The sequence below is a fragment of the Eupransor demetentiae genome (assembly GCF_963930865.1).
Classification (GTDB): Bacteria; Bacillota; Bacilli; order Lactobacillales; family Lactobacillaceae; genus Eupransor; species Eupransor demetentiae.
In genome coordinates, this window is record NZ_CAWVOH010000001.1 from 534,115 (window position 1) to 559,854 (window position 25,740).

The window sequence follows — 25,740 nt, forward strand, 5'->3', positions numbered from 1 at the left end:
AATGAACAAAATGTCAGCATTATTCCCGAAAAATTTATTCAGCTGCTGGTGTTTGACCTTGCTTCATTGCTTGGTCCATTGGTGGCATGCCTTGTCCACCGCCCATTGGACCACCTTCACCGGTCATTCCGGAGCCACCGCCTTGACCGGCAACCACGTCGGAACTCGTCCCGTTAATGGACACTTGATAAGTATCCCCAGCAGTAATGCCTGGGAAGGAGATGTTCATATAGTCGGTGTTTTGTGGCGATTCAAAGGAAGTCAAATCTTGCCCATCCTTAGAAACGGTGACCGTATCACCCTTAGTAGTTGCGCCAATTTTTACGTAAGACTGGCTAGAAGTATCCGCATCAGGCGTTCCTTCCGTTCCGGTACCACCCCAGATGACATTACCGCCCTTAAAGGTGATGGTGCCATCACCATCGATAGCGCCGTTATCCGGTGTTGAATCAATCATGGAAACGATGTTACCACCATTGATGTTAATATCGCCGTTAGAATCCAAACCGTCTCCCGCACCATGCATCACAAGGTTACCCCCATTAATGTTGATGGCTTGGGTATCTTTCGAACCAGCGTCATATTTGCTTTGATCCAACTGGGCATTGATGATATCGTCATCGGCATTCAAAGAAAGATTTCCTGAATTAACGTTCACTACTTCAGCTTCCAAAGCTTCATAAGACTTCGTCACATTCAAATTCAAATCATTAACATCCATGCTGCCGTCGGCTGAAATTCCATTCATAGTTGAATTGATGTTTAATTCCCCGGAACCGTTAACCGTCAAATTCCCATTGGCATAAATTGCACCATTGGGGTTAATCGTGTCCAAACTTTCCGGATCGTCGATGCTTGGCGTTGCTGAAATCGAATTTGTCCCATTGGCCGTCAAGGTCAAAGAACCGTAGCTTTGTGCTGCGATGGCCGCACCCTTGGTCGTAGACAAGTTCGCATTATTTAAAATCAAGTTGACGGCTGCATCGCTAGGCGCGTTAACCAAAATTTGAGCGTCGTCACTTGTGCCAGAAACCGTGTAAGTCCCCGCTTGATTGATGGTTACCGTATTGCCATCAACCGTGGCCGCTTGGCTATTATCGCTGCTGATACCACTATTAGCCAAATTGATGCTGGTTCCAGCTTGGTCGGAAGCTGTTTGCTTGCTCGTCGTTGTCGTATTCTGTCCCATCGTGTAGGCTGCCAATGTTTGAACAGTGTTGTCCGACAAGCTATCGGCGCTAGCGGAATTGTGTGCAAGAGCCCCATATAGGCTAAGGCCTGCCACTGCCATCGCAGCAATCACCCACTGCTTACCGGATTTGTACATTTTAAAAGTACGGCTATTGTTTTGCTTCAGTCGTAGATTATTCATTCGAACTCCTTCTTGTCCTCTGACCATCTTGGTCAGTTGCGTATCTTATCGATGTTTACAGTATAGGAAGTCCAAATAAAACCCTGATTAAGCCAAATTAAATTGAAAATTAAAAAGTGAACAAGGTTAAAACCCCACTCACTTTTAAGAAGCTTATTTAGTTAAATGGCTTAACGACCTTAGCCGTCAAAGTTGATTCCAATGAATCATCGGCCAAAGAAACCGACAAATCCTGCTTATCAGAAACGCAGAAACGACTCAAGGTATAGAAAGAACCATCGGGCAAAATGAATTCGATTGAAGCCTGGTCAGTAATCACTTCAAAGTTCAATGATTGCAACTCTTTCGCATCTGATTGAACGGTATATGAACGACTGTAATAATCAAAAGCATGGTTGGCTTGATTATCATTTTCGAATTCCCAGTTCATCCTCATCACGTGGTAAGTACCCGACTTAGGATCAAAATCAAGTTGAGCGAAATCCTTACCTTGTTCAAAACGAATTGAAACTGTTCCTTCGACCTTCTTGCCCGCTGCAGCTTGAATCTTCAAATTATAAATAGAGTGATTCAAGTCCTGCTTGATTTCATAACGCTTATGCATCAAGTCAGGAATATCGGTTGAGTTACTTTCTGCTGGTGCAGCACTAATCTCACGTTCTTCTTCGTAGACAAGATTCAACATAATTTCTGATGAAATCGTTAAGTCATTATTCAAAGTTAAGCGACGAGGCGTTGAATAGGGTCCCCAATGCTTAACGAACTTGCTCTGCCCACCTTGATCCAAATGAATCCCTGCGGCGGCATAGTTCCAGTTTCCAGTCCAACCCAAAACAACAATGTCTTTATCGGGCTTTGACAAGTCATCCGAACCTGTGTAATTAACACCATAGAAATCTGAACCTGCATCCAAACGGCGTGGTGCTTCATCCAATTGGAACATACCATGCTTATTCAAAGTACCAACTGCATAGTATGAACCGGTCGTTTCGATTGGTTCTTCTTTTGCCGCAAAGAACAAAACAACCTTTTCCTGCCCGTCTGGTGTAACCATCGGACGCAAAACCGGACATTCAATTTGAGCATTGGCAGTCCACTTGTGCCCCGCAAAGAAAACAGCCGGCGCAATCTTAGAAAGGCGTGGATTTTCATTCATGCCCCGCCATTCAATACCGTCTTCAGATTGGAAAACAGCTATTTCCTTGTCTTCAGACGTATACATAATCAAACGGTCATTCCAATACATTACGCCTGGGTCACGTTCGCTCATGTCGTCAGCGGCCGTGTAGTCCCAGTCACAAGAAAGGACTGGTTGACCATCATTTAGTAAGTTAGCAAAAGTTTGGCCATTATCATCAGACCAAGCCGCCCAAATATGCTGGTTAAGCTTGGGATCTCCCTGCATTAAACCAGAGAAGTAAGCCACAAGGGCACCATCAGGCACGCCTTTAATCTGATTATTCTTGTTACGAATGACTGTTCCAGTCCAGGCGGAGCGCCAAGAACCTTCCCCTTTAGGTCCAAAGGCTGGAATAGCAATATTTTGTTCTGAGAAATGAAGGAAATCCTTCGTCGTGGCGTGGAACCAATCCTGCCCTTGCTCGCCAAATGGTCGTTCAGGTCCTTCAACGGAGTGCAAGAAATAAACATCATAGTATTGGCCAGCTTCATTCCAAACCATCGTTTGCAAATCGTTCGACCAACCGTGCTTGGTGTTCAAATGGAATTTTTGACTCAATTCATTTGAGGTAAAAGTCCCCATTTCAGCTAAGTTCATACGGGAATTATTATCTGCCATGAAAGTCACGTCCTTTTCTGTTCTACAAGTAACAATAAAAACTTATAACTATATTTTATCGACTGATGACTGATAAGTAAACACGTGCCAATTATCACAAAGTTAAAATCCTATTAACTTTCTAGACTTATCCGCTTGCTTAAGCTCTTCTGTACCACTATTTTTACAGGAATTTCTTTTTTGGGAAAGCCTTTTGGCAAAAACTGACAATTTTCTGGCATAAATAAAAAACTAGTCCAAAGGACTAGTAGATACGATCATATTTTGCACGATTACGGAGATAGAAAAAATAAGAAATGAATTCAGCCAATAAGGTACCAGCAATCAGCCAGGTGTTCCCCACCCCATTTAAGTGAAGTGAATTAATGACCAAACTGCTAAAGGAAAAAACAATAATGAAGAAAATGAATTCCTGAAAAGAAGTGACTTCCCGTTCTTCTTTTTGACGGTCATGTGCCCAGAGGTCAAAAAAATAGTAGGCCACCCAGGCAATTTGAACGACGACAAAGGTCAAAGTAACTTGGTGTAAATGGGTATAAGTGCTCAACAAAAGCAAAGCCACCACGGCAACAAGGCTGACAACTAAGGCCTGCTTGATTCGGTAATTCATAGTCAAAATCTCCACAATAATCTGTAAACCATTCTATATTACGAATATTACGAAATTGTTTTATGAAAATTACAATGTGAGGTCAAAATAAAAAAGCATCAAGATTTTTTCAAAAAATCTTGATGCTTTCACTTTTACTTAAATGATTTGCGGTAAAAAGCAATCACAGTCAACACGATGAACCAGATGATGGCGAGCACTGTCGTCACCGTAGTTGCTGGTGTGAAGAGCAAAATCAAGAAAATTCCGAATAGGAAAATTAAAGTTAGATAGTTGGTATATGGCGCACCCGGCAAGCGGAAATAGTGCTTGCCCTTGCGGTAATTAGCTGACTTACGGAACTTAAGGTGAGTAACCATCAAGGCACCGTAGATGACTAGGAAGGTCGCTGAAGCTGTTGAGGTAACCAAGCTAAAGGCATCATTTGGGAAAATATAATTCAGGACAATCACCAAGCCAATAATCACAGCAGAAAAAGAAATGGCCTTCATTGGGATGGCATGGCGGTTCAACTTTGCAAAAGGTCCCTTCCCTTCTGACAAGGAGTAAAGCATTCGACCCGTCGTAAAGAGCGATGAATTCAAGGATGAAGCTGCTGCCGTCAAAACAACGAAGTTAATAATTCCAGCGGCTGACGTAATGCCAATACCAGAAAAGACTTGCACGAAGGGTGACATCTGACCAGAATAGTCCGTCCAAGGCTGGATGATCATGATGGCCGACAAGGCCCCGATATAGAAAATCAGAATTCGAATAACAATCGAATCAATGGCCTTTGGAATCGTCTTCAAGGGATCCTTGGTTTCTGCTGCCGTAATCCCGACGAATTCAACGCCCAGAAAGGCGAAGAAAGCCATCTGGAAAGCCGCTAAGAGTTGATGACCATGATGGGCCACCAAACCGTGTTGCCATAGTGTTGAAAAATGGGTAACGCCCACAGAAGTTTTCATCTGGAAGGCTGCCATAATGAAGCCAACCACAATCATGGCCACAATGGCAAAAATCTTGATTAGTGAGAACCAGAATTCAGTTTCACCAAAGGCCTCGACCGCCGTGATGTTGATTCCATAGAGAATAACTAAGAAGGCTAACTCCCATATCCAGACGGGCGTGGTCGGAAACCAGAAGTGCATGTAGTTTCCAATGGCCGTCAACTCTGCCATGGCGATAATAATCCAACCCAGCCAGTAGGTCCAGCCAAGAACAAAGCCTGCGCGCTGGCCAAGGTATTGCTCCATAAAGTCGATAAAGACTGGCTTTGATGAATCTGAAACTAGTAATTCACCGAGGGCCCGCATCATGGCAAAGATAAAGAAACCCGTCACGATGTAAATCAAAAGAATAGCCGGCCCAGCCTTTTGAATCGATTCACCAGCACCCAGGAAAAGTCCGGTTCCGATCGTTCCCCCCAGCGCAATCATGCTGACATGGCGCTGTGATAAATTACGTTCTAGCTTTTCTTTAGCCATAAAAGTCTCCCGAATTTGTGATTAAACTATTATTAGCATATACTTATGGCTTAGATAAGTAAAACTCATTTTTTTCAATTTAAGATGAGTTATATTCAACTAACGAGGAAAAACCATGAAAACCTTCGCTTATGAAATCTTTACCACCGTCGCTAGCCAAAAATCTTTTCGCAAGGCGGCTAACGAACTCAACATCACCCCGTCAGCCGTAAGTCACGCTATTAGCCAGTTAGAGGAACAATTAGGTTTTCCCCTCTTCATTCGTAATCGTTCAGAAATGACCTTGACGCAAGACGGAAAGACTATCCTGCCAAGCGCCGAGCGCCTGTTAAATGAAGAACGGCAACTTTATCACCTCGCCAGCAATATCCGAGGGTTAAATGCTGGAAAAATCACGATTGGTGCCTTTTCTTCCGTCTGCATTAACTGGCTGCCAGAAATTATCACCAATTTTTCTAAAAATTATCCACAAATTGAAATCGCCATCGTCCAGGGTAATTTCGCCGAACTCGAACACGCCGTTGAACTCGGTAAAATTGATATTGCCTTCACTACTTTGCCAGTTTCATCGCGCTTAGAAGCTTTACCACTTTTACAAGACGAAATTCTTTGTGTTACTAGGGCAGATTTTAAGCCTAAAAACAGCAAAACTATTACAAAGGCCGACTTGCTCGATCAGCACTTTATTCTGCAAAAAAGCGATTACGACCTGGATACCAAAGCGGCCCTTGATTATTACGAAGTAACGCCAAAGGGAATTAATTTTTCAATTGATGACCAGTCGATTATTGCCCTAGTCGAAGCTGGTTTGGGCCTTGGAATCTTACCTCAACTTGCCCTCCGCAAATTGCGTGGTGACGTTAACATTTATCCCTTTGACCGCCCCTATTACCGCCACGTTGGGCTAGCCATTAACCCTAGTCAATTGGCGCTACCGGCTGTGAAAGCCATGAAAAAAGAAATTTTAGATTACTTAGCTAAAAATGAGCAGTAAAAAAGACCTTCCAATTGGAAGGCCTTTTTTTAATTAGTTGGATGCCAAAGCATCGATTGTATTCAAACGAGCGGCTTGACGAGATGGCACATAGGATGCCAGCCAAGCAATCACAATCGCAATGATAACGGTGAAGATAATGTTACCAAAGGAAATTTGAACAATATTGTAGTGAATCAAGCTGTTCAAGGCAAGGTTCATCAAGGCTTGAACTAACAAGGCAACTACAATGGCGATCACTGCAGCAATCAGCCCCATCAACAAAGCTTCGTTGGTAAAGAGACCACGCACATCCTTGGCACGACCACCTAGGGCTCGAAGCACGCCAATTTCTTGAGTACGTTCGGCAACAGACATATAAGTCGTCACGATGATCATGATGGCTGAAACAATCAAAGAAATTCCAGCGATAGCGGCCAACAACTTAGAAGCAAGACTGGTAATCGTGTTGATTTGACTCAAAATATCACCAGCAGAAGATGCTTCAAAGATTTGATTCTTATTACTATCCTTGAGCTTCTTGATGGCAGAAGTGACCTGCTTAACGTTTGTTGTGCTATCGACTTTAACGGGTACGTAGTTTGCATCGGCATTTGCACCGGCACTAGTCAAAGCAGACTTAATGTCACTGGCATCCGAAGCAAAAATACTACTGTTGGCCTTGGTAATACCAACAACCTTAGCTGAGGAGTTAACCGTTACCGGCTGGTTATTCGTGTCATAACCCGTAAAGGAAATCTTCACGGTTTGGCCAATAACGGACTTCCACTGCTTATTAATCTTTTCTGCAAAGTCTTGTGGAATAACGATTTCATCAGTCTTCGTTGGCTTAGTACCAGCCTTGATCATGCTACTTTGGATAGCTGGTGACCATGATTGGTAACTAGAAGTCTTCTTTTGATCACCGACAGTGAAGTTAACTGAAGAGAAAGTGTAGCCAGGATAAGTGGCTTCCACGTGGTTAATCTTACCCAGCTTTGCCACCATGTCGGAAGACATCGTCAAGGCTGAATAATTGTTCTGCCAAGCTTCCTGTTCAGCTTCAGATTCATCGTCTGAACTGGCGTTCTTTTGCGTCGAAACGTGCTTGGTAACGGTTGGATAGTTCGGGTTAACCGAGTCAGTAATTTGCTTGGTCATGTAACCCTTAACCCCGCTTCCCAAACCAAGGAAGAGGATAACGGCACCCAGACCGATTGAAGACCCCAAAATAATCATGAAGTTTTGGAATCGCTTAAACTTCAAATGATCATAGGCCATATCCCAAATTGTTCGACGGGATAGTGGACGAGAACGAACACCGCGGTCGCGACCACTGAAAGCTGGTGCTGGATATGCAGGCTTCAAGCGCTGCGTGCTACCAATTTGACCATCTTCCATGTGTACGATTTCGGTACCAAAATCAGCAACTTCTTGAGAGTGGGTCACGACGATGACCAACTTACCTTCTTTAGCAATTTGGTCCAACAATTCGAGCACTTCGCGAGTGTTAACCGAATCCAGTGCACCAGTTGGTTCATCGGCGATCAGAATTTCAGGATCACCAGCCAAGGCACGAGCGATGGCAACACGCTGCTTTTGTCCACCAGAAAGTTGCGATGGATACTTGTTGGCGTGTTCCCCTAGGCCAACTTTTTCAAGCAAAGCCATAGCGCGCTTTTTACGTTGACCACGACTCAAGGTGGTCATGTTCAGTGAAGTTTCAACGTTTTCCAAGTTGGTTTGGTAATTAATCAAGTTAAAGGATTGGAAAATATAACCAACGGTTTGTCGGCGGTACAAATCCAAATCCTTGGCATGATGGTGATTAATTTCCTTACCATTCACCTTAACCGTGCCGGAGAAACGGCGGTCCAAACCACCAATGATATTCATCAAGGTCGTTTTTCCACCACCGGATTCACCGAGAATGGAAACGAATTCACCTTTATCAAAGGAGAGATTAATCCCCTTTAACACTGGAAATTCTTGTTGACCTAAGAAATAAGACTTATAGATGTCTCGTAGTTCCAAAAAAGCCATAGTTTGACTAGGCCCCCTATTGTTTAATTTATGTCTCTGACAGCTTTTTAAACAAAGCCACTATACTTTGTTACTATACGGACAAGGGGCCTAAAAGTCAAACTAACCCGCCTTGTAGCAACAAAAAAGGACTAACCCAAAGATTAGTCCTGTTCATTAAATTAGTACTTACCGTTCTTCGTGTAAGCAACCTTTTCAGCTGCTGAACTTGAAGAGAAATTTTCGTGATTCAAACGGCTAGCCGAGAAAATCATTAATAACATCATTGTTCCAAAGCTTCCCAATGAAATTAGCAAGATAATTGAAATAATTTGCGCCAACATCAAAGTCACCGTCCTTTCATCAAAGTGTGTTACATCGCTGTAATTAAGTAACCTAATTGTAACATAGCGGTAAAAGTAATGACAAGTGATTTGAGATAATTGACAAATATTTATCAAGTGACTTAAAAGCACCTGATAAATGTAACAAAATTATTTCAGGCGAGGAAATCCTTCACATCATCCCAGTGGTCAACAGCATCTGAAACGGCGTCATCGGTATGTGGCGTGTGCCACTGGAACTTGTCATACCAGAGACTACGCTTTTCCTTGTTCAACGCCTTAATTTGGTCCATTTCTGCTGCAGACAGCTCGAAGTCGTCAATCTGGCTATTTTCAACCAAACGTTCTTCATGAATGGACTTAGGAATGGTGATAACACCCATTTGATAGTCAAAACGCAAGATAACCTGTGCAGCCGTCTTGCCATGATCCTTGGCAATGGCCTGAACAGCTGGATCGCTCAAAGCTTCCCCACCACCAAGTGGTGACCAAGCTTCCATCGTCATTCCGATGCTGTTCATCTTGGCCATAATATCCTTTTCTTGGACCAAAGGGTTAAATTCCATTTGGTTAACTTGTGGCATGATCTGCGTGTGGTCCAAGAGATCTTGAATTCGCTCTTCATCAAAGTTCGAAATTCCAATAGCACGAACTTTGCCTTCATGATAAAGCTTTTCCATCGCGCGCCAAGTGTCAATATACTTGCCGTCTACCGGCCAGTGAATCAAGTACAAGTCAACATAGGTCAAACGCAACTGCTTTAATTGTTCTTCAAAAGCATCAAGGGTTGATTGATAACCTTGGTCACCATTAAAGACCTTAGTCGTGATGAAGAGGTCCTTACGGTTAAGGTTATTTTCAGCCAAGGCCTTTTGGATACCGACGCCAACACCTGGTTGGTTACCGTACTGCTTAGCAGTATCGATCAAACGATAGCCGTGCTTAATTCCTGCTCGAACCGCGTTGCAAGCATCAGTGTTGGAACTCTTCCAAACACCCATCCCCATCACGGGCATGTCAACGCCGTTACTCAAGCGAGTCGTTTCGCTTAAAATCTTGGTCATGTTTCAAAATCCACCTTTCTTTATGCTACAAACCCAGTCTAAAACAAGAAGGTTAAATAAACAAATAAAGCGCCCCTTTTTGGCATAAAAGGAGCGTTTTTTGGCTTAATGGCCCAAGGACCAACCACCATCAATCGGAATAACGTTTCCATTAAGATAATCAGCCTGCGGACTCGTAAGATATAGTGTCAGGTCAGCAACCTCCTGTGGTTGTGCCCAACGCCGAGCCGGAGTCTGTTGGGCAACCTGTTTGGCCATGAGTCCTTCACCAGCAAAGTCAGCAGCGTTCATCGGTGTTTCAATGGCACCAGGAGCAATGGCTTGAACGTGAATCCCCTGATTGGCGTAGTCGAATGCTAGTTGCTTTGTGTAACCAACAATGGCGTGCTTGCTAGCCGTATAAGCGGCCCCACCCCCACCGGCGATAAGACCGGCAATTGAAGCCATGTTGATGATGTGTCCAGATTTGCGAGTCAACATGCCGGGTAAAAAGGCGTTGGTCAAAAGATACATGGGGGTCACATTCACGTCAAAGACATGTTGCCAAGCAGCTAAATTGGTTTCCAAACTCGGCTTAAAAGCGTCAAGGATTCCGGCCGTGTTTAATAGGGTATCAATTTTATCCCTTGCCTCAAAATTCGCCAACCAATCCAAAAGTTTCTGATGCTGACTCAAATCCAACTTTACTTTGTGTAAGTTTGGATGTTCAAAGTTGATTTGGTCGCGGTCAAGTGCCCAAACCTCTGCACCAGCTTCTAAGTAGGTGGTCATTTGACAAAAACCGATGCCAGAAGCGGCACCGGTTACAAAGACGATTTGATTGTGATAGTCTTGATCAATCATTTTTTAAGATTAATTACCTTACTAAGCGCATAAATAATTACCCCACCAAGTAAGAGTGAAGCGAGTTCGCCAGGAACGACCAGGACGTAGAAAGAAAGCCACTGGCCAAAAATTGAGGCATGTACATCGGCAGGTGCACTAGCCCCCGAAGCGTTAATATGAAAGGCAAAGGTAAACTCTGCAGCTAAGATACCCATTCCAATGGTAATAACCGTGATGGTTGAAATGGCAATCTTAAGCAAGGCACTTTCAATATTGCGGCTAAAATAGTAGGTCAAAGTCGTCATAATCAGAGTGCCAAGGGTTCCAAAAACCCAGTCAATCCAACCAAGGGGTGACCATAAATTGGCGATAAAAACACCTAGGGCAACCGCTACAACGTAGCGCTTATTCCAGGCAGCCAAGTGATTCAGCCCTTCCGACAGACGTAACTGAACAGTGCCAAAAGCGAAGGGGGCAACCATGAAAGTCACCACGACGTACAAAGCAGCGACTAGCGCCGTAGCTGTCAAATTATAGGTACGCCTAACTTTTGAGCCTTGGGGGGTATTATTCATTTTAATTCTCCTAGTTTTGTTAAAGCGGGATGGTCGACGAACCGCTTAGAATTGTTGTTCAATGTTGGTAAAAAGATTTAGCCTTCGTCCATGAAGTCCTTCAAGTGCTTTGAACGGCTTGGATGGCGCAACTTACGCAAAGCTTTGGCCTCGATTTGGCGAATACGCTCACGCGTAACTCCAAAGACACGGCCAACTTCTTCTAAAGTACGAGTGCGACCGTCTTCCAAACCAAAGCGAAGACGCAATACGTTTTCTTCACGGTCTGTCAAAGTATCCAAAACAGATTCGAGTTGATCTCGTAACATCTCATAGGCGGCTGAATCCGCAGGTGAAACGGCTTCATTATCTTCAATGAAGTCACCCAAGTGGGAGTCGTCCTCTTCGCCAATTGGCGTTTCCAAAGAAACGGGCTCTTGGGCAATCTTAAGAATTTCACGAACCTTTTCAGCAGTCAAATCCATTTCGGCACCAATTTCATCAGGAATAGGTTCACGACCCAAATCCTGAAGTAATTGACGCTGAATACGAATCAACTTGTTGATAGTTTCAACCATGTGGACAGGTACTCGAATCGTACGAGCCTGATCAGCAATGGCACGTGTGATAGCCTGACGAATCCACCAGGTTGCATAAGTTGAGAACTTAAATCCCTTGGTGTAATCGAACTTATCGACGGCCTTCATCAAGCCCATGTTTCCTTCTTGAATCAAGTCCAAGAACTGCATACCACGACCGACATAACGCTTGGCGATTGAAACAACCAAACGTAGGTTGGCTTCGGCCAATTCTTGCTTGGCCTCCAAGTCACCCTGTTCGATGCGCTTGGATAATTCGATTTCTTCGTCACCCTTCAAAAGGCTGACCTTACCGATTTCCTTCAAGTACATCCGAACGGGATCGTTAATTTTAATTCCTGAAGTGTCCTCAGCCTTTTCAAGTTCATCCTTAGATGGCTTGTTTTGCTTGGCCTTCAAGACTTCTGGAGCAGGTTCACCAGATTCATCCACAATGGCAATTCCGGCATCTTCAACCTTTTCCATCAAACGTTCAATGTTTTCTTCGTCCAAATGGAAAGGTTCAGCAATGCGCTCTGACAACTGCTTGTATTGGATTTGCTTGGCAGGCTTGTATTCCTTAAGCAGTTCCCGAACAGCCTTGTCATAGGCAGCACTCTTGATTGGGCCTGACTTCTTGGCTACATGGTGCTTGGCATTGCGGCCTGCTTCAGCAGCTTCTTCAGGGGTCTTACCTTCAGCCAAAGCCAAAAGCTCCGCCTTACGTGCGCGACCATTATATGAAATGTGTTGCTCATCAAGATACTTCTTGATGTCAGCAATCTTACTTGAACTAGTAATCTTAGTCATGTTATCTCCTTTTTTGCTGCTGGCGTTTTAACTTAATTAATTCAGTTGTTAATTCAATCAAACGAGCGTCATCATGCTGTTGCTTAGCAATCCGAATCCCCTGTCGCAGATTTTCAACGGCTTGGTCAAAGGGCGCTTCTTTCATGATGATATTGAGGTAATCATCCACGGCCTCCCGTTGAACCGCCAAATCACCATATTCTTGATCAATACGAATCAGCTTCTGATTCAGTTCCGGTTTTTGAATAAAATCCATAAAGGATGCTAAGTTAAAGTCGCCACCCACTGTACTTTGATAAACCTCAATCAGCATCATAATCAACTGATAGTCGGGATGGACAAAGGTAAAATCAGGCAAAGACTTGACGTGGCTCATCACAGCAGGTGATTTAATCATCGCCATGATTAGGCCCCGTTCAGCTTGTTCAATCCGGGTGACGCTATCTTCAGCCGTTATATCGGATAAATCCGGCGTGTCCTCAATAGCAGGCATCGGTTGAGAGCGATATTGATTACCGCCGCCTCCTTCTCTGCTAGCCGGCGGATTCTTGGGTAAAACGACTTCAGCCAACTGTGCCTTTAAGGCCTCTTTACTTGTCCCAAATTCTTCCGTTAGCCGATTTAATTGCGTTTCTTGCTCAATTGGTCCGGCTTTTTTGAGAATGGGTAGAATTTCTTTTAGAAAATCTAAGTACTGTGCCTGGTTCGATAAATTGCGTCCCGTCCGGGCCGCCTGTACCAAGAATTCAGTCGGTGTCAGGACGCCCTGCTCCATTGCCTTTTGCAAGGCAGGTAAGCCCCGTTGCAGGCGCATTTCGTCTGGATCAAGGTCATCGGGCAAAACGACGATACCAATTTCAACCTTAGGCGCTTCCTCATTGATCAAGGCAATCGAGCGTTTAGCCGCTTTCTGACCAGCTTCATCACCATCGTAGAGCAAAAGTATCTTTTGGGCAATTCGTGCAAGTTGGCGAACATGGTAGGCCGTTAAGGCCGTGCCCATCGTTGCTACGCCGATTTCTTCACCGGCTAGATTAGCCGAAATCACATCCATGAAACCTTCCAGAATCATGGCCGTCTTCGTTGTGCGAATTGAACTCTTGGCCTGATCGAAATGGTAAAGCAACTGACTTTTATTAAAGAAAGAGCTTTCGGGGCTATTCATGTATTTGATTTGGTTATCTGGGTCCAAAGTTCGGCCCGAAAAACCAACAACTTGTCCTTGCGCATTGGCAATCGGCCAAACGACGCGGCGGGCAAAGCGATCGCGCGTTTGACCACTGTCGTTAGTCAAAAAGAGGTTCGACTCATCGCGCAACTTTGAATCAATATTTTGCTCCTCAACGTAATGGAGGAAGGCGTTATCCTCTGGCACATAGCCAATGCCGTATTTTTGAATAGTGGCCTGATCCAAACCACGCTTTTCTTCCAAATACTTTAAGGCTTCTTCACCAGCCGTTGTATTCAACAAAATATGCTGGTAAAGGCGCTGGGCCGCGGTGTAGAGTTCGAAAACTTTGGCAAAACGCTGACCGTATTCATTTGAACCACCGCTGGTATAGCGTTGATCAATGCTAATCCCCGCTTCCTGAGCTAACTTAATAACGGCTTCCGGATAAGACAAGCCTTCCTTTTCCATGATGAAGGAAAAGACAGTGCCTGAACGGCCGCAGGAAAAGCAGTGAAAGACCTGCTTCTTGTCGTCAACGAAAAGCGAGGGTCTTCGGTCTTCATGGAAAGGACAGGAACCATTCCACTCGCGACCACGCTTAGAAAGTTGGGTGTACTGGCCAATCACATCGACGATGTTGACCTTTTGGCGAACTTCATCAATCACAGCGGTTGGTATTCGTTCTGCCATTTGCCCCCCTTTCAAACAATAAAAGCCGCAAACAGACAGTCTGCGACCAAAGAACATTTACATACTTGTTATTATACGATTTTGGCATAGTTTGTCAAGGGGCCTAGAAAACGTAAAAAGGCTTAAGAATGGGCTTTTCAAATGCTAATTTAATGTTTACAAAAATATTATGTAAACTAAATTAAACGATCAACATCAAAAAAAGCTGACCAAGTCAGCTTTTTTTCATTCTTTATCATCAACGCCTTCGCCATCCCACTCAATGTCATAGACGGTAGCTTGACGGAAGTTGATGTGTTCACGCTTTGAATAGCGCCACCAGTTCCAAACTTGATTCAACTGCAAGAAGAATGGATGCTTGACGGCAATCCCCTTAAAGTAAGATTCTGAATTAGCAAAAATCTTTTGCGTTTGGAATGGATGCTTGAAGAAATACGGTAGCAAAGCGATATTTGTTCGACGTGGTTTCTGGAAAGTTAGCTTCCCTTCGGACCAAAATTCAGGCGTCAACAGGACCAATCCTGAAGTCCCACGAGGGTTAATATCGATAAAATAAAGCTCCCCATCTTGGTCCGACTCAATCACATCACAACCGATTAAACCAGTAAAGTCAGTAAAGTCGATCAACTTTTCCAAGGCAGCCAGAATATCAGGTCGATCATGATTTCCAATTAAAATAGAAGAAGAACCACGGAAATTGATTTCCTTATCGTAAACGATGCCAACCTGCATCTTCCCCTTCTCGGCTACTGCGGAAAGGCACCACTCCTTACCAGAAATTTTTTGCTGGTAAAAATGAGGCAACTGGTCATTACCGTCACCCAAAGCTGTAAAACGAGAATAATAATCCTTCAAAATACGGTCTTCACCGTGCTCATCATAGGCCTTCGGCGTTTTTAAACCAGCAGCGTTCAAGACACGAGCATAGTGCTCCTTGTGGTGCAAAACGGCCATAATTTCAAAGTCGGCGGCAAAAAGCGGCGCTTCTAGGTCAGCACGAAAACGGCTCAACCAGAAAGTTTCTTCGTTGGTTGGAATAATTAAATCAATGCCAAAATCTTCAATTTGTTCATTAATATCGGCAATGAAGGCGTGTGGATCAAAGCGACATGGTGCCGTCTGCGTAAAGCCCTCGATTCCAGCCAAGTGTTTTGAAAGGGCAAAGGGAACAGAATCCGTTGTCCAAACTCGATTACCCGCTTCGATGAATTGCTGCATCAAAGCTAGCGCAATCGGTGAGCGTGCGCCTGTTACGAGCAACTTTTTTCCTGTTAATTGCATTGGAAGCCTACTTTCTATGAATAATTTTCCGCCGCTTGCCGTCCTTGAAATCATAACGGTAAGTTTGGTAATGCATGGCTGGGGCCACGAGGCCTTCGCGGTTAAAGAACTGTTTAAAATTGGCTTCGACAGCTGGATACAAACCTTCATTTTCCAGTGAAATCGTCAAAGTGCCATCCTTTTCCTGAACGACTTGATAGTTTTGAATCCGGTTATCAGCCTCCAAAACAATTTTACGAACGAAGTCAGGAAAAAGCTTACGAATGCCCGCTTGATTGGCCTTTTCAAAAGTTAAAACATCGTCTTCGCGACCAATAATCCGCTCCAAGGCTAGCATTGGCGATCCGCAAGGACAGGGCGTGGCCCGCTTTTGCAAAACGTCGTTTAAGCGATAGCGGATAACGGGTTGGGAATGACGGTAAAAGTCGGTAATGATGGGGACAAAGAGCCCATCTTCTTCGTCCACAACTTCCTGCTCGAATAGGAGATTATCTTCATTCAAATGCAGGGTACCGTATTCACAGGTCGCCCCTAGGAAGCCTTCCGTGGCTTGGTAAACCTGGTGGATCGTTTGCCCGGTTACCTCTTCCAAATAGGCCTTGTCTTCGGGTTCCAAAGTCTCAGCAATCGAGATAATCTTGCTAAAAGGTAACACCAAGCCCTTCTTTTGGTAAAAAGCCACAATCTCCAGCAACATGGCTGGTGGCGCAATCAAAATGTCGGCCTGAAAGTCTTCGAGTTTAGCTAAATTCTCCTCAACATCGGCAAAGAGATCAAAAAAGCGAAAGGCCAAAAGACTGGAATTTGATGATTCGTACAAATTATTATTGGCCCGCATAAAGAAGGCGACCTTCTTTTGCTTTTTTGGCAATTTTGGCAAGAGCTTGGCTAAAATAGCACCAAGCCAGAGCGACTGTTCACGCTGGCTCGTTAAAAAGACCCCCTGATTGCCAGAGGTACCAGATGACAGGCCAACGGAAATACCTGGCCGCAATTCGTCATCAAAATCACGAGTTCGTTCCTGTTCACGGGCGAATTCTCGCGTTTGATCAAAGTCTAAACCGAGGGTATTAATTTCATTGAAGTGGCCTAACCAGGAAGCTTTATCCGCAATCGGAATCTCCTGCCAAGCAGTCTTTTTATAAGGAGCATAGTAATTATCTGCTGGTAGCCAGTTCAAAAGGCGCTTAAGACGGCGCTTTTGAATACCTTCTAATTGCGCACGACTTTTAATGTGCTTGGCATCCCAGCGAGTTTTGAAATAAGTTGTTGCCACACGGCCTAGTTGAACCATTGACTTTCCCTTTCTTCGTGGGACAAAATCACCCGGACACCTTCGGCTTGAATTGCCCGAACTTTTTTAAGACTTTCCTTTTGAAGTGGCCAGGAATACATAATTATCCCCGCAATTCGGAGCGGCCCGTTCTGGACCTCGTCAATTTCGGCGTGGGTCCAAGCTGCATCAGCAGCGAGGAGAATTTCTTCTTGTGTACTTTGATCGACAAAACGCAGTCCCACCATGCCACGACTATGTCCCGGTAAGTCGACAACGGTCAGACCGCCCTCATCAAAGGGGGCTTGCTTTTGATAACCAGCTAGGTCTTGACCCTGACTGTTCACCTGAACTAACAAGTTGCGCAAGTAGCCGTGACGAACCTGGTCAAAGTGCTTCAAGTCATTCACATAACGGCCTTCAGCCTTTGGATAGAGCAATTTCGCTTGCGGAAAATCGGGCAAACCGGCGACATGATCAGCATGCAAGTGCGACAGAATGACCAATTTAATATCAGCTGCAGTTAGACCGTGCTGCTTTAATTGCTCAATGACCAGCTGTTCGGGCTTCATTTTGACCGGCGTAACCCAGCGGTAAAAACGATCCAGAAAAGGTTTCGTTGCAGCCTTAAAAGCCGGCCCATAGCCCGTATCAAAAAGGATGTAACCGAGGTCGTCATGATGGAGCAAGAATACTAGGGCCGGAATTCGATTTGTCCGAAGATGAAAGGTACGACGGTTCATCAAAAAGGATGGCGCCAAGGTGTGTCCACTATCTAAAATGGCCACCAATTTAATTTTGCTGGGCGTGGACATACTCCTCAATCCCTTCTTCCGTTGACTCAATTGGTTGATAGTTCAGTAAAGTTTGTGCTTTTTTAATTGAAAGGGTTTGGCTGTGGCCCAAAACCGAAGCAACGTAACGCGTTAGCAACGGTGCCCCCTTCAAATGAAAAATGTGATAGATTTTTTCCGATAGGAAACCCACCGAGTAAAGCAGCCAGTAAGGAATTGGCTTGATTTTCAGTGGTTGTCCGAGTTGCTGGGTCAAATCTTTCAAAAGTGCATACATTTGCGCCGGTTGACCGTTCGTAATGTTATAAGCCTGATTCAAAGCGGCGGGATTAGTCGTTTGGATGGCCAAATCAATGGCATGAACGACGTTGGCAACGTTGGTTACGTCAATCCACTGTTTCTTACCATAGTTGGGCAAGGGAATGCCACCATGGGCGTTACGGTCCAATAGCGGCTTCACAATGGTCTGGTCATTAGGTCCAAAAATCGCTCGAGGACGCAAAATAATATAGTTCAAATGACTAGCCATCACTGCTTTATCGGCAAGATACTTTGTCCGCGCATATTCGTTGGCAAAATGACTAGGAATCGGATAATCTTCCGTGGCCATTTCTGCCTTTTCATAATGAAAATAGATTGAGGGCGATGAAATCTGGATAAAACGCTCCACCCCAGCTAACTGGCCAACAGCCAGCATATTTTCAGTTCCCATGACATTGGCCTGGTAAAATTCCTGCTTGCTGCCCCAATATTCAGAGCGAGCAGCGGCATGGACAATCACATCGGGTTTAGTGTCAGCAAGAAGCTGGCGGTCCGCCGGCGTCATGTCACCCAGATCCATGGCAATAAAATGAATACCGTACTGACTTTCCAGCTTGCGGCCAATTTCCTGATTGCGACCAATTCCGGTGATTTTATATTTTTTTGCTAACTGAGCAACAAAAGCCTGGCCCAATAGACCGGTAACCCCAGTTAATAAAAGATTTTCCATTAGTATTCAAAAACCAATCCTTGCATTGAAAGACCAGCAGCCGTTCCAATCAAAAGAACCTTGTCGCCGCGCTTAACATCGCCGCGTTCAATGGCCAAGGCCAAAGCGGTCGGAATCGAAGCCGAAACCATGTTACCGTGATCTTCAATAATGTTATAAAACTTGTCATCGGGGATATCGAGATGCTTCTTCATGATCTTCATTGCCAAACCTGAAGCTTGGTGAGGAATGACCATGTCCAAATCCTGCATCTTCAAATCCGCTTGTTGCAATAGTTCATCCACGAAGGCTGGCACCTTACGCATGGCCAATCGGAAAGTTGCTTCCCCGTCCATGTGGAACATGAAGTCCGTCTTAGGGCGGTCGGGATAAGTCTTAGGTGGAATGGCTGAACCACCACCGCGAATTTCAGTGTCGTGGGCACCCAAACCATAAGTTGCCATCTTGTTAACATGGATGGCATCCGGATGTTCTTCAGAGGCTTCCAAAATAGCAGCAGCTGATCCATCACCGAAAAGCAAGGCGTTCTTAGGTTCGTCATAGTTTAATGACAAAGATGGCAAATCCGTTGACACGATTGCGACGCGCTTGTACTGTCCCATTTCAATCATGCGATTCATCAAATCAAAGGCCGTCACGAAAGAAAGGCAAGTCGCGTTAATATCAAAAGCAGGAATTCCAGCGGCTTCTTCGCCATAAGCGGCCTGCAAAAGTGGCGCCGTAGCAGGAATGGCTTGGCTTGGAACCGCTGAGGCGCAAATAATCTGATCCAAATCCGTAATCTTCAAGCCGGCGCGTTGCAAGGCTTGATCAAGGGATTGCTTGGCAAGTTGAACACCTTCTTCGTTAACCCCGTCAATCTTTGCCTGACGACGTGAATGGATACCAGTCGTGCGTTCTGCCCACTTTGGGTCAACGTGCATGGCCTCCGCCAAGTCCTTTGTATAAACAACGTTGTCGGGTTCTGCCGTTCCCATTGAAATTAATTTTGCTCGAAACATGTGTAGCTCCTTTAATTGGTAATCATTAAAAATTGATGGGCCAAGTTGCTGGCCAATTATTTGTGACGCAAGGTCAAAAGTTGATACTCTTTTTTAAAAATACCAATTATTACAAACAACTGTTCTAAATCTACCCGATTTTTAAGGGCAAAGCAAACGAAGAACTGATCAAAGTCCTTGATTTCAAGCGCTTTTGGCCGCTTTTTTATTGAACAGGTTAAAATTTTAAAGTAATAAAAAAAGCCGCTTCTCCTAAAAATAAAGAGAAAGACAGCTTTTAAGATATTGAACAAATTCTAGTGAACATGTTCACGCATTTTTATAAAAATATTTTTCAACATAACTACTAGTTAGTAGTATATCGGATTATTTTTGCATTAATGTTTAAATTGTGTAACAGTATCGTGACAATGTTACACAAAGATTACAAGATACCCGATTTCACTCAGCTGCAAGCTCCTGGCGAGCCTTTGCAATGGCCGCCTTAACTTGGCTAAGTCCCGTTCCACCTTGTGATTGACGGCGGTTAACGGCCGTCATCGGATCCAAGACCTGATAAACATCCTCTTCAATCATGGGGTTAGCCGCTTGAAAATCAGCCAAACTAAGTTCCCCAAGGCCCTTTTGGGCTTCAATGGCCTTCAAGACCAAATGCCCCACCACGGCATGTGCTTGACGGAAAGGCAGACCCTTTTCAGCCAAGTAATCGGCTAATTCAGTGGCATTGGAGTAGTCCTTTTCTAGGGAAGCTGACATCTTGTCGGGATGAATTTCAAGGGTCACCAGCATATGGTCGAAGATTGGCAGAGCGGCCAAAACCGTGTCCATCGTGGCAAAGACCCCCTCCTTGTCTTCTTGCATATCCTTATTATAGGCCAAAGGCAAGGACTTCATTACCGCTAACATCCCCATCAACTCGCCGTAAACACGGCCAGTTTTACCACGAATCAGTTCGGCATAATCGGCATTCTTCTTCTGAGGCATGATGGAAGAACCCGTCGTATAGGCATCGGATAGCTCCAAGTAATTGAATTCATATGAACCCCAGAGAATTAATTCTTCGGCCATCCGCGACAAGTGCATCATCAGAATTGAAGCGTTCGAGAGGAACTCTAAAGCAAAGTCACGATCCGAAACAGCGTCCAAACTGTTGGCATAAACGGCTGAAAAACCGAGTTCCTTGGCCACCATTTCACGGTCAATCGAAAAAGTTGTGCCGGCTAAAGCCGAAGCACCCAAGGGCAAAATATCAATGTGCTTCTTGCTAAATTCAAAACGTTCATAATCCCGCTGGAACATTTCAAAGTACGCCATGAGATAGTGACTGTAAGCAATCGGTTGGGCATGTTGGAGATGGGTATAGCCCGGCATAATCACGCCCAGGTACTTTTCAGCCAAGTCTAGCAAGGTCGTTTGCAAGCCCTTCAAACGGTCAAAGATTAGGGGCAAACGGTGCATTAACCAAAGATGGAAGTCCGTTGCAACTTGATCATTACGGGAACGTGCCGTGTGTAATTTACCCGCAACCGGTCCAATTTTATCAGTCAAAAGCTTTTCCATATTAAGGTGGACATCTTCATTTTTAACATCAAAGTGAAGTTTTCCGGCTTCTAAATCAGTCATCAATGCCTGCAAACCGGCTTCGATTTGTTGCGCTTCATCGGGGGCGATAATCCCCTGCTTACCCAACATTTTAACGTGGGCGATGGACCCTTCCAAATCTTCCTTGGCCATGGCCTGATCGACTTGAATTGATGCCCCAAAGGCTTGAACCCATTCCGGTGCTGATGCGGTAAAACGGCCGCCCCATAATTTATCTGTCATAACTTACTCCTTATTTGAGTGAACGTGGTTAACTTCCTCGTAAACGGTCGTTGGCAAAGTCCAAAGCTTGATGAAACCGACCGCAGCTTCTTGATCAAAGGAATCAGCGGCGGTGTAAGTTGCCAAATCCTCATTGTACAAGGAGTTCTTAGCTGACTTCCGGGCCACGGCGTGTACATTGCCCTTATAGAGCTTCAACTTGACATCCCCATTGACCATCTTCTGGGATTCATCGATAAAGGCCATCAAGGCGTCGAAAAGCGGTGAAATCCAAAGGCCGTTGTAGATCAAGTTGGTCAACTTCCCTTCAATAATTGGCTTGAAGTGAGCCAAATCACGTTCAAGGGTCAAGTCTTCCAAGTCCTTGTGGGCCGTCATAATGACCGCTGCGGCAGGTGCTTCGTAAACTTCACGGGACTTGATCCCCACTAAACGGTTTTCAATCTTATCAATCCGACCAATCCCGTGCTTACCGGCAATTTCGTTTAAGGTCACAATCATATCGGACAACTTCATCGCTTGACCATTCAGGGCAACCGGCAAACCAGCTTCAAAAGTTAAAATCACTTCTTCCGGCTTATCAGGTGCCTCTTCCGGTGAAACGGTCATGCCCCAGGCATCGTCGGGTGCTTGGTTCCATGGTTTTTCCAAAATACCGGCTTCATTAGCACGTCCCCAAAGATTGGCATCGATTGAATATGGTGATTCCTTACCAATTGGCACCGGAACGTTGTGCTGCTTGGCGTAATCGATTTCTTCTTCACGCGACCAGTGGAAATCACGAATCGGTGCTTCAATGGACAAGTTCGGATCCAAGGCATGAATAGCGGCTTCGAAACGGACTTGATCATTCCCCTTACCGGTTGAACCATGGGCAATGGCCGTTGCGCCATTTTCATGGGCAATTTCAACCAACTTCTTAATAATCAAGGGCCGAGAAAGGGCAGACACCAAGGGGTAAGCTCCTTCATAGAGGGCATTGGCCTTGATAACGGGTGCCACATAGTCATCCGCAAACTCATCCTTGCCATCAACCACAATCGATTGACTAGCGCCGACCTGGAGGGCCTTCTTCTGGATACTATCCATATCCTTCCCCTCTTGGCCGACGTCTAGCACAACAGCAATTACATCGTAACCTTTATCCTTTAACCAAGGAATTGCCACAGAGGTATCCAAACCACCTGAGTAAGCCAATACAATCTTCTTCAATTCAGTCATCATTAATTCTCCTTTATTCTTATACGCTTAATACTTTGTTCAAAAAACTTGCCGTCTTGGGATTTTGCGGTTGCGTAAATAATGCTTCCGGTTCACCCTTTTCCTGAATGACACCCTCATCCATAAACCAAACTTCATCGGCCACCTTGCGGGCAAAATTCATTTCGTGGGTAACAATCACCATGGTCATGTCTTCTTCCGCCAGTTCCTTAATAACGGTCAGCACTTCGGCGACCATTTCCGGATCCAAGGCTGAGGTTGGTTCGTCAAAAAGCATCACTTTGGGTTTCATGGCTAGCGCTCGGGCAATGGCGACACGCTGTGCTTGTCCTCCTGACAGCTGCTGTGGATAGGACTTAGCTTGTTCGGCTAAGCCCACTCGGTCCAAATAGTGTTCGGCAAGTTGGTTGGCTTCGTCTTCGGATAACCCCTTCACTCGCATCGGCGCCAAGCAAACATTTTCCAGAACGGTTAGATTTTCAAATAAGTTATAGCTTTGAAAAACCATGCCAACTGCCGGGGTTTGATCATCCTTGCTGCGGCTTTGACTTAAATCCAGTTTCTTACCGAAGTAGTCGATTTCACCAGAATCGGGCAATTCCAATTGATTCAAGCAGCGCAGCAAAGTACTTTTTCCTGAACCGGAAGGCCCGATTAGCGCGATGACTTGGTTTTGAGCCACCGTAGCGTTGATGTCTTTTAGCACCGGCTTATCGCCGAATGCCTTTTGTACATGTTTAATTTGGTAAACCATTTCAGTTGCCATACTTCATCTTCCTTTCGAAATGTCCGAGCAAACGACCTAAGCCGAAGGTTACGATGAAGTAAATCACCATGACCACCACGATTGGAGCAACCCCACGGTAGGTATCAGCCTTGACGATGTTCAATTCGTAAACCAAATCGGTGACTCCAATAATAGAAACAATCGAGCTTTCCTTAATAATTGAAATAAATTCATTGCCTAACGCCGGCCAGATGTTTTTAATGGCCTGCGGGAAAATAACGAAACGGTACTGATCCTTTTTTGAAAGACCCAAACTTTGTGCCGCTTCAAACTGGCCCTTGTTAACGGCGTTAATACCGCCACGGATGATTTCGGCCACATAGGCTGCAGAATTAAGCGTCACCGCGATAATTCCGGCTGTTAAGGCTGGAATGTTAATCAAGAGCCCTAAGCCAAAGTAAACTAAGAGGATTTGCACCATGATGGGCGTGCCCCGGACGACTTCGATAAAGGAAACAGCTGGCCAGTTCAAGACCTTCCAAGCCGACATCTTCATCAAGGAAAGAATGGCGCCGAGAATCATGCCGCCGATAATGGCCCAAACAGAAATATAAAGCGTGTACAGTAACCCATTTAAGAAATACTGCCAGTAGTGCAACATTGAAGTGTTGGCCGTGGTGTCCTTTAGCTTATGGGCGGCATTCTTCAAGTAGGTCTTCATCAAATTCTGCGACTTAATTTCATTAATACTCTTGTTAACTTCGTTGATGAGCTCGTCATTGCCCTTAGCCGCAGCAATGGCAGCGCCGGTTTCATCAGCCGACAAGTTGTAATCAGCTGGAATCATGGTCAAACTATGATCATTTTCGATGTAAGCTTCGGCAACGGGTTTTTCAATGCCCATGGCATCAATTTTCTTGCCCTTAAGCGCCAAAACCAAATCGGAACTCTTATCCATTCCGACGACCTTGCTATCGGTGTACTTATCCTTGGCCAGCTTGTATTGCAGGCTCGATGACTGTGCCCCGATGGTTTTACCGCTCAACTGGCTGGCTTTTTTCAATTGCTTGGCACCTTCCTTAGTTAGAAGGAAAACTTGCCCACCGTTGTAGTAGTAATCTGAGAAAGCTACGTTTTGCCGACGTGCAGGTGTTGGATTGATACCGCCAATTGCCAAGTCCGCCTTACCGATTTCAACGGCAACCAAGACTGAAGCAAAGGACATATTCATGATTTGCAGTTTAACGCCCAAGTCCTTGGCAATCTTTTGTGCCACCTGGATATCAATTCCGGCATCCTCGGATTGACCGCCTGCCTTCGATTGAAATTCAAAGGGTGGATAATCCGGTGACAAAGCCACCTTCAGTACGCCACGCTCTTTAATGCTAGCGACAGAGCTATCCGCCTGCGCACTTGACTGACCAATTAAAATCGCTAATGCGATTAAAACAGTCCCGATAATTAGGGCCCAAGCCCGATTCAACTTCTTTTCCATAGGGTTCCTCCCGATTTTAAATAATAAAAAAACGCCCTTTAGTTTCTAACTAAAGGACGTTTGCACGCGGTACCACCTTACTTATGCTCAAAAAGCATCTCTCACAGTCTAACAACCGTTGGCTCTGTAATGGGAGCTTCCATCAAGTGTTGGGTCCACCTGCACTCGTAAGACACGTTCAATTCTCTTCTAACTGATGCTTCACACTAACCAGCACCTCACTGGGAAAGAAAGAAAATTTACTACTTCTTACTCAACGTTTTATCATTTAATTATCATAATCATATCATGGTTTTTTTATTTGGCAACCTTTTTTCGAAAAAAAGGAGCAGGAATCTGAAATCCCTGCTCAACGAATTAATTCAATTATTATTAGATAGCGGTTGCAAAGGCAACGATTCCGAAGAAAATTCCGGGCAAGTTCGCTGCGGCAACGGCATAGTCACGGTGTTCCTTGAAAAGCGCATAGAAAACCCAAAGCGTGCAGTTCATGGCAGCGACCAAAGGCTGCAATGGTTCACCCTTGTGACCTGCAAGGTTAGCCTGAATTTGAGGAATGTAAGAAACATACATCAAAACCGCCAAGACCGTGGCAACCCAAGAAACGTACTTAATGAACTTGTTCCAATCAACTGACTTTGTCATCGCGATATCCTTCTTTCTTTATCTCGCTTACAAGGATATTATATGTGAACTATATAACTAATGTCAAGTGAAAAATAGAACAAATTGAAAATTCTTTTTAAAACGCCTTTATATCAAGATAAAATCAAAATAAAAAGCCCTTATTTATTTCACTCGGCAAAGTATTAAGCAAAATAAGAAAAGGCTTTCATTATTTAGTTTGATTATT

22 protein-coding genes and 1 other annotated feature are annotated in these 25,740 nt (G+C 44.7%); of the genes, 1 reads left to right on the top strand and 21 read right to left on the bottom strand.

Going from position 1 to position 25,740, the window contains the following annotated elements; translation table 11 throughout:
• Positions 1 to 34: 34 nt before the first annotated feature.
• The 4 genes from ABSY64_RS02660 to ABSY64_RS02675 all read right to left on the bottom strand — a co-directional run bounded on the left by ABSY64_RS02660 (position 35) and on the right by ABSY64_RS02675 (position 5,249).
• The gene (locus tag ABSY64_RS02660) at positions 35 to 1,372 is read right to left on the bottom strand and encodes a carbohydrate-binding domain-containing protein (RefSeq protein ID WP_349641519.1); all 1,338 of its coding nucleotides are present in this window, start codon (positions 1,370 to 1,372) and stop codon (positions 35 to 37) included.
• 157 nt (positions 1,373 to 1,529) lie between these two features.
• Positions 1,530 to 3,170 carry a glycoside hydrolase family protein gene (locus tag ABSY64_RS02665; RefSeq protein ID WP_349641520.1) on the bottom strand — a complete coding sequence of 547 codons (1,641 nt, stop codon included), beginning with the start codon at positions 3,168 to 3,170 and terminating at the stop codon, positions 1,530 to 1,532.
• 244 nt (positions 3,171 to 3,414) lie between these two features.
• Positions 3,415 to 3,780: a hypothetical protein gene (locus tag ABSY64_RS02670; protein ID WP_349641521.1), complete on the bottom strand. Its 366-nt coding sequence runs from the start codon at positions 3,778 to 3,780 to the stop codon at positions 3,415 to 3,417.
• A 134-nt stretch (positions 3,781 to 3,914) separates the two neighbouring features.
• Complete coding sequence (locus ABSY64_RS02675; protein WP_349641522.1) at positions 3,915 to 5,249, bottom strand: amino acid permease; 1,335 nt, start codon at positions 5,247 to 5,249, stop codon at positions 3,915 to 3,917.
• A gap of 115 nt (positions 5,250 to 5,364) precedes the next feature.
• On the opposite strand from ABSY64_RS02675, the gene ABSY64_RS02680 reads away from it, so the two are divergent.
• Positions 5,365 to 6,243 (top strand): LysR family transcriptional regulator, encoded by an 879-nt coding sequence (locus ABSY64_RS02680; protein ID WP_349641523.1) that lies wholly within the window; start codon positions 5,365 to 5,367, stop codon positions 6,241 to 6,243.
• Between the two features lie 33 nt (positions 6,244 to 6,276).
• Here ABSY64_RS02680 and ABSY64_RS02685 read toward each other — a convergent pair whose 3' ends face one another.
• The 17 genes from ABSY64_RS02685 to ABSY64_RS02765 all read right to left on the bottom strand — a co-directional run bounded on the left by ABSY64_RS02685 (position 6,277) and on the right by ABSY64_RS02765 (position 25,532).
• Positions 6,277 to 8,265 carry an ABC transporter ATP-binding protein/permease gene (locus tag ABSY64_RS02685; protein WP_349641524.1) on the bottom strand — a complete coding sequence of 663 codons (1,989 nt, stop codon included), beginning with the start codon at positions 8,263 to 8,265 and terminating at the stop codon, positions 6,277 to 6,279.
• A gap of 161 nt (positions 8,266 to 8,426) precedes the next feature.
• Positions 8,427 to 8,588 carry a hypothetical protein gene (locus ABSY64_RS02690; protein ID WP_349641525.1) on the bottom strand — a complete coding sequence of 54 codons (162 nt, stop codon included), beginning with the start codon at positions 8,586 to 8,588 and terminating at the stop codon, positions 8,427 to 8,429.
• Between the two features lie 155 nt (positions 8,589 to 8,743).
• Complete coding sequence (locus ABSY64_RS02695; protein ID WP_349641526.1) at positions 8,744 to 9,652, bottom strand: aldo/keto reductase; 909 nt, start codon at positions 9,650 to 9,652, stop codon at positions 8,744 to 8,746.
• 105 nt (positions 9,653 to 9,757) lie between these two features.
• Positions 9,758 to 10,495 (bottom strand): 3-oxoacyl-ACP reductase, encoded by a 738-nt coding sequence (locus ABSY64_RS02700; RefSeq protein ID WP_349641527.1) that lies wholly within the window; start codon positions 10,493 to 10,495, stop codon positions 9,758 to 9,760.
• Positions 10,492 to 11,052, bottom strand: a complete 561-nt coding sequence (locus tag ABSY64_RS02705; RefSeq protein WP_349641528.1) for a QueT transporter family protein — start codon at positions 11,050 to 11,052, stop codon at positions 10,492 to 10,494. The genes ABSY64_RS02700 and ABSY64_RS02705 overlap by 4 nt, the downstream gene beginning before the upstream one ends.
• 77 nt (positions 11,053 to 11,129) lie before the next feature.
• Positions 11,130 to 12,419, bottom strand: coding sequence for an RNA polymerase sigma factor RpoD (gene rpoD, locus ABSY64_RS02710; protein ID WP_349641529.1), 1,290 nt, complete (start codon positions 12,417 to 12,419; stop codon positions 11,130 to 11,132).
• 1 nt (position 12,420) lies between these two features.
• Positions 12,421 to 14,280 carry a DNA primase gene (gene dnaG, locus ABSY64_RS02715; protein WP_349641530.1) on the bottom strand — a complete coding sequence of 620 codons (1,860 nt, stop codon included), beginning with the start codon at positions 14,278 to 14,280 and terminating at the stop codon, positions 12,421 to 12,423.
• A gap of 225 nt (positions 14,281 to 14,505) precedes the next feature.
• Positions 14,506 to 15,561 carry an ATP-grasp domain-containing protein gene (locus tag ABSY64_RS02720; protein WP_349641531.1) on the bottom strand — a complete coding sequence of 352 codons (1,056 nt, stop codon included), beginning with the start codon at positions 15,559 to 15,561 and terminating at the stop codon, positions 14,506 to 14,508.
• Positions 15,562 to 15,568: 7 nt separating this feature from the next.
• Positions 15,569 to 16,855 carry a F390 synthetase-related protein gene (locus tag ABSY64_RS02725; RefSeq protein ID WP_349641532.1) on the bottom strand — a complete coding sequence of 429 codons (1,287 nt, stop codon included), beginning with the start codon at positions 16,853 to 16,855 and terminating at the stop codon, positions 15,569 to 15,571.
• Entirely contained in the window at positions 16,843 to 17,649 is an 807-nt protein-coding gene (locus ABSY64_RS02730; RefSeq protein ID WP_349641533.1) for an MBL fold metallo-hydrolase, read from the bottom strand. The genes ABSY64_RS02725 and ABSY64_RS02730 overlap by 13 nt, the downstream gene beginning before the upstream one ends.
• Entirely contained in the window at positions 17,627 to 18,619 is a 993-nt protein-coding gene (locus ABSY64_RS02735) for an NAD-dependent epimerase/dehydratase family protein (protein WP_349641534.1), read from the bottom strand. Before ABSY64_RS02735 ends, ABSY64_RS02730 begins: the two co-directional genes overlap by 23 nt.
• A complete protein-coding gene (locus ABSY64_RS02740) occupies positions 18,619 to 19,620 on the bottom strand; it encodes a 3-oxoacyl-[acyl-carrier-protein] synthase III C-terminal domain-containing protein (protein WP_349641535.1) in 1,002 nt (333 codons plus the stop codon). The genes ABSY64_RS02735 and ABSY64_RS02740 overlap by 1 nt, the downstream gene beginning before the upstream one ends.
• A 441-nt stretch (positions 19,621 to 20,061) precedes the next feature.
• Positions 20,062 to 21,444 carry an argininosuccinate lyase gene (gene argH, locus ABSY64_RS02745; RefSeq protein WP_349641536.1) on the bottom strand — a complete coding sequence of 461 codons (1,383 nt, stop codon included), beginning with the start codon at positions 21,442 to 21,444 and terminating at the stop codon, positions 20,062 to 20,064.
• 3 nt (positions 21,445 to 21,447) lie between these two features.
• The gene (locus ABSY64_RS02750) at positions 21,448 to 22,665 is read right to left on the bottom strand and encodes an argininosuccinate synthase (protein WP_349641838.1); all 1,218 of its coding nucleotides are present in this window, start codon (positions 22,663 to 22,665) and stop codon (positions 21,448 to 21,450) included.
• Positions 22,666 to 22,684: 19 nt separating this feature from the next.
• Positions 22,685 to 23,431, bottom strand: a complete 747-nt coding sequence (locus ABSY64_RS02755; RefSeq protein ID WP_349641537.1) for an amino acid ABC transporter ATP-binding protein — start codon at positions 23,429 to 23,431, stop codon at positions 22,685 to 22,687.
• On the bottom strand, positions 23,421 to 24,887 hold the full coding sequence (locus tag ABSY64_RS02760; protein ID WP_349641538.1) for an ABC transporter substrate-binding protein/permease: 1,467 nt from the start codon (positions 24,885 to 24,887) through the stop codon (positions 23,421 to 23,423). The genes ABSY64_RS02755 and ABSY64_RS02760 overlap by 11 nt, the downstream gene beginning before the upstream one ends.
• A 49-nt stretch (positions 24,888 to 24,936) precedes the next feature.
• Positions 24,937 to 25,153: a binding site (T-box leader), on the bottom strand.
• A 106-nt stretch (positions 25,154 to 25,259) separates the two neighbouring features.
• A complete protein-coding gene (locus ABSY64_RS02765; protein WP_349641539.1) occupies positions 25,260 to 25,532 on the bottom strand; it encodes a SemiSWEET family transporter in 273 nt (90 codons plus the stop codon).
• Positions 25,533 to 25,740 lie beyond the last annotated feature (208 nt).

Excerpts from the sequence above, each read along its gene's own strand:
- ABSY64_RS02695 (WP_349641526.1), bottom strand. The coding sequence starts at position 9,652 with ATGACCAAGATTTTAAGCGAAACGACTCGCTTGAGTAACGGCGTTGAC.
- ABSY64_RS02750 (WP_349641838.1), bottom strand. The coding sequence starts at position 22,665 with ATGACTGAATTGAAGAAGATTGTATTGGCTTACTCAGGTGGTTTGGAT.
- ABSY64_RS02725 (WP_349641532.1), bottom strand. The coding sequence starts at position 16,855 with ATGGTTCAACTAGGCCGTGTGGCAACAACTTATTTCAAAACTCGCTGG.
- ABSY64_RS02760 (WP_349641538.1), bottom strand. The coding sequence starts at position 24,887 with ATGGAAAAGAAGTTGAATCGGGCTTGGGCCCTAATTATCGGGACTGTT.
- ABSY64_RS02685 (WP_349641524.1), bottom strand. The coding sequence starts at position 8,265 with ATGGCTTTTTTGGAACTACGAGACATCTATAAGTCTTATTTCTTAGGT.
- argH (WP_349641536.1), bottom strand. The coding sequence starts at position 21,444 with ATGACAGATAAATTATGGGGCGGCCGTTTTACCGCATCAGCACCGGAA.
- ABSY64_RS02755 (WP_349641537.1), bottom strand. The coding sequence starts at position 23,431 with ATGGCAACTGAAATGGTTTACCAAATTAAACATGTACAAAAGGCATTC.
- ABSY64_RS02675 (WP_349641522.1), bottom strand. The coding sequence starts at position 5,249 with ATGGCTAAAGAAAAGCTAGAACGTAATTTATCACAGCGCCATGTCAGC.
- ABSY64_RS02690 (WP_349641525.1), bottom strand. The coding sequence starts at position 8,588 with ATGTTGGCGCAAATTATTTCAATTATCTTGCTAATTTCATTGGGAAGC.
- ABSY64_RS02680 (WP_349641523.1), top strand. The coding sequence starts at position 5,365 with ATGAAAACCTTCGCTTATGAAATCTTTACCACCGTCGCTAGCCAAAAA.
- ABSY64_RS02765 (WP_349641539.1), bottom strand. The coding sequence starts at position 25,532 with ATGACAAAGTCAGTTGATTGGAACAAGTTCATTAAGTACGTTTCTTGG.
- ABSY64_RS02720 (WP_349641531.1), bottom strand. The coding sequence starts at position 15,561 with ATGCAATTAACAGGAAAAAAGTTGCTCGTAACAGGCGCACGCTCACCG.
- rpoD (WP_349641529.1), bottom strand. The coding sequence starts at position 12,419 with ATGACTAAGATTACTAGTTCAAGTAAGATTGCTGACATCAAGAAGTAT.
- ABSY64_RS02670 (WP_349641521.1), bottom strand. The coding sequence starts at position 3,780 with ATGAATTACCGAATCAAGCAGGCCTTAGTTGTCAGCCTTGTTGCCGTG.
- ABSY64_RS02730 (WP_349641533.1), bottom strand. The coding sequence starts at position 17,649 with ATGTCCACGCCCAGCAAAATTAAATTGGTGGCCATTTTAGATAGTGGA.
- ABSY64_RS02705 (WP_349641528.1), bottom strand. The coding sequence starts at position 11,052 with ATGAATAATACCCCCCAAGGCTCAAAAGTTAGGCGTACCTATAATTTG.
- ABSY64_RS02700 (WP_349641527.1), bottom strand. The coding sequence starts at position 10,495 with ATGATTGATCAAGACTATCACAATCAAATCGTCTTTGTAACCGGTGCC.
- ABSY64_RS02660 (WP_349641519.1), bottom strand. The coding sequence starts at position 1,372 with ATGAATAATCTACGACTGAAGCAAAACAATAGCCGTACTTTTAAAATG.
- ABSY64_RS02665 (WP_349641520.1), bottom strand. The coding sequence starts at position 3,170 with ATGGCAGATAATAATTCCCGTATGAACTTAGCTGAAATGGGGACTTTT.
- ABSY64_RS02735 (WP_349641534.1), bottom strand. The coding sequence starts at position 18,619 with ATGGAAAATCTTTTATTAACTGGGGTTACCGGTCTATTGGGCCAGGCT.
- dnaG (WP_349641530.1), bottom strand. The coding sequence starts at position 14,280 with ATGGCAGAACGAATACCAACCGCTGTGATTGATGAAGTTCGCCAAAAG.
- ABSY64_RS02740 (WP_349641535.1), bottom strand. The coding sequence starts at position 19,620 with ATGTTTCGAGCAAAATTAATTTCAATGGGAACGGCAGAACCCGACAAC.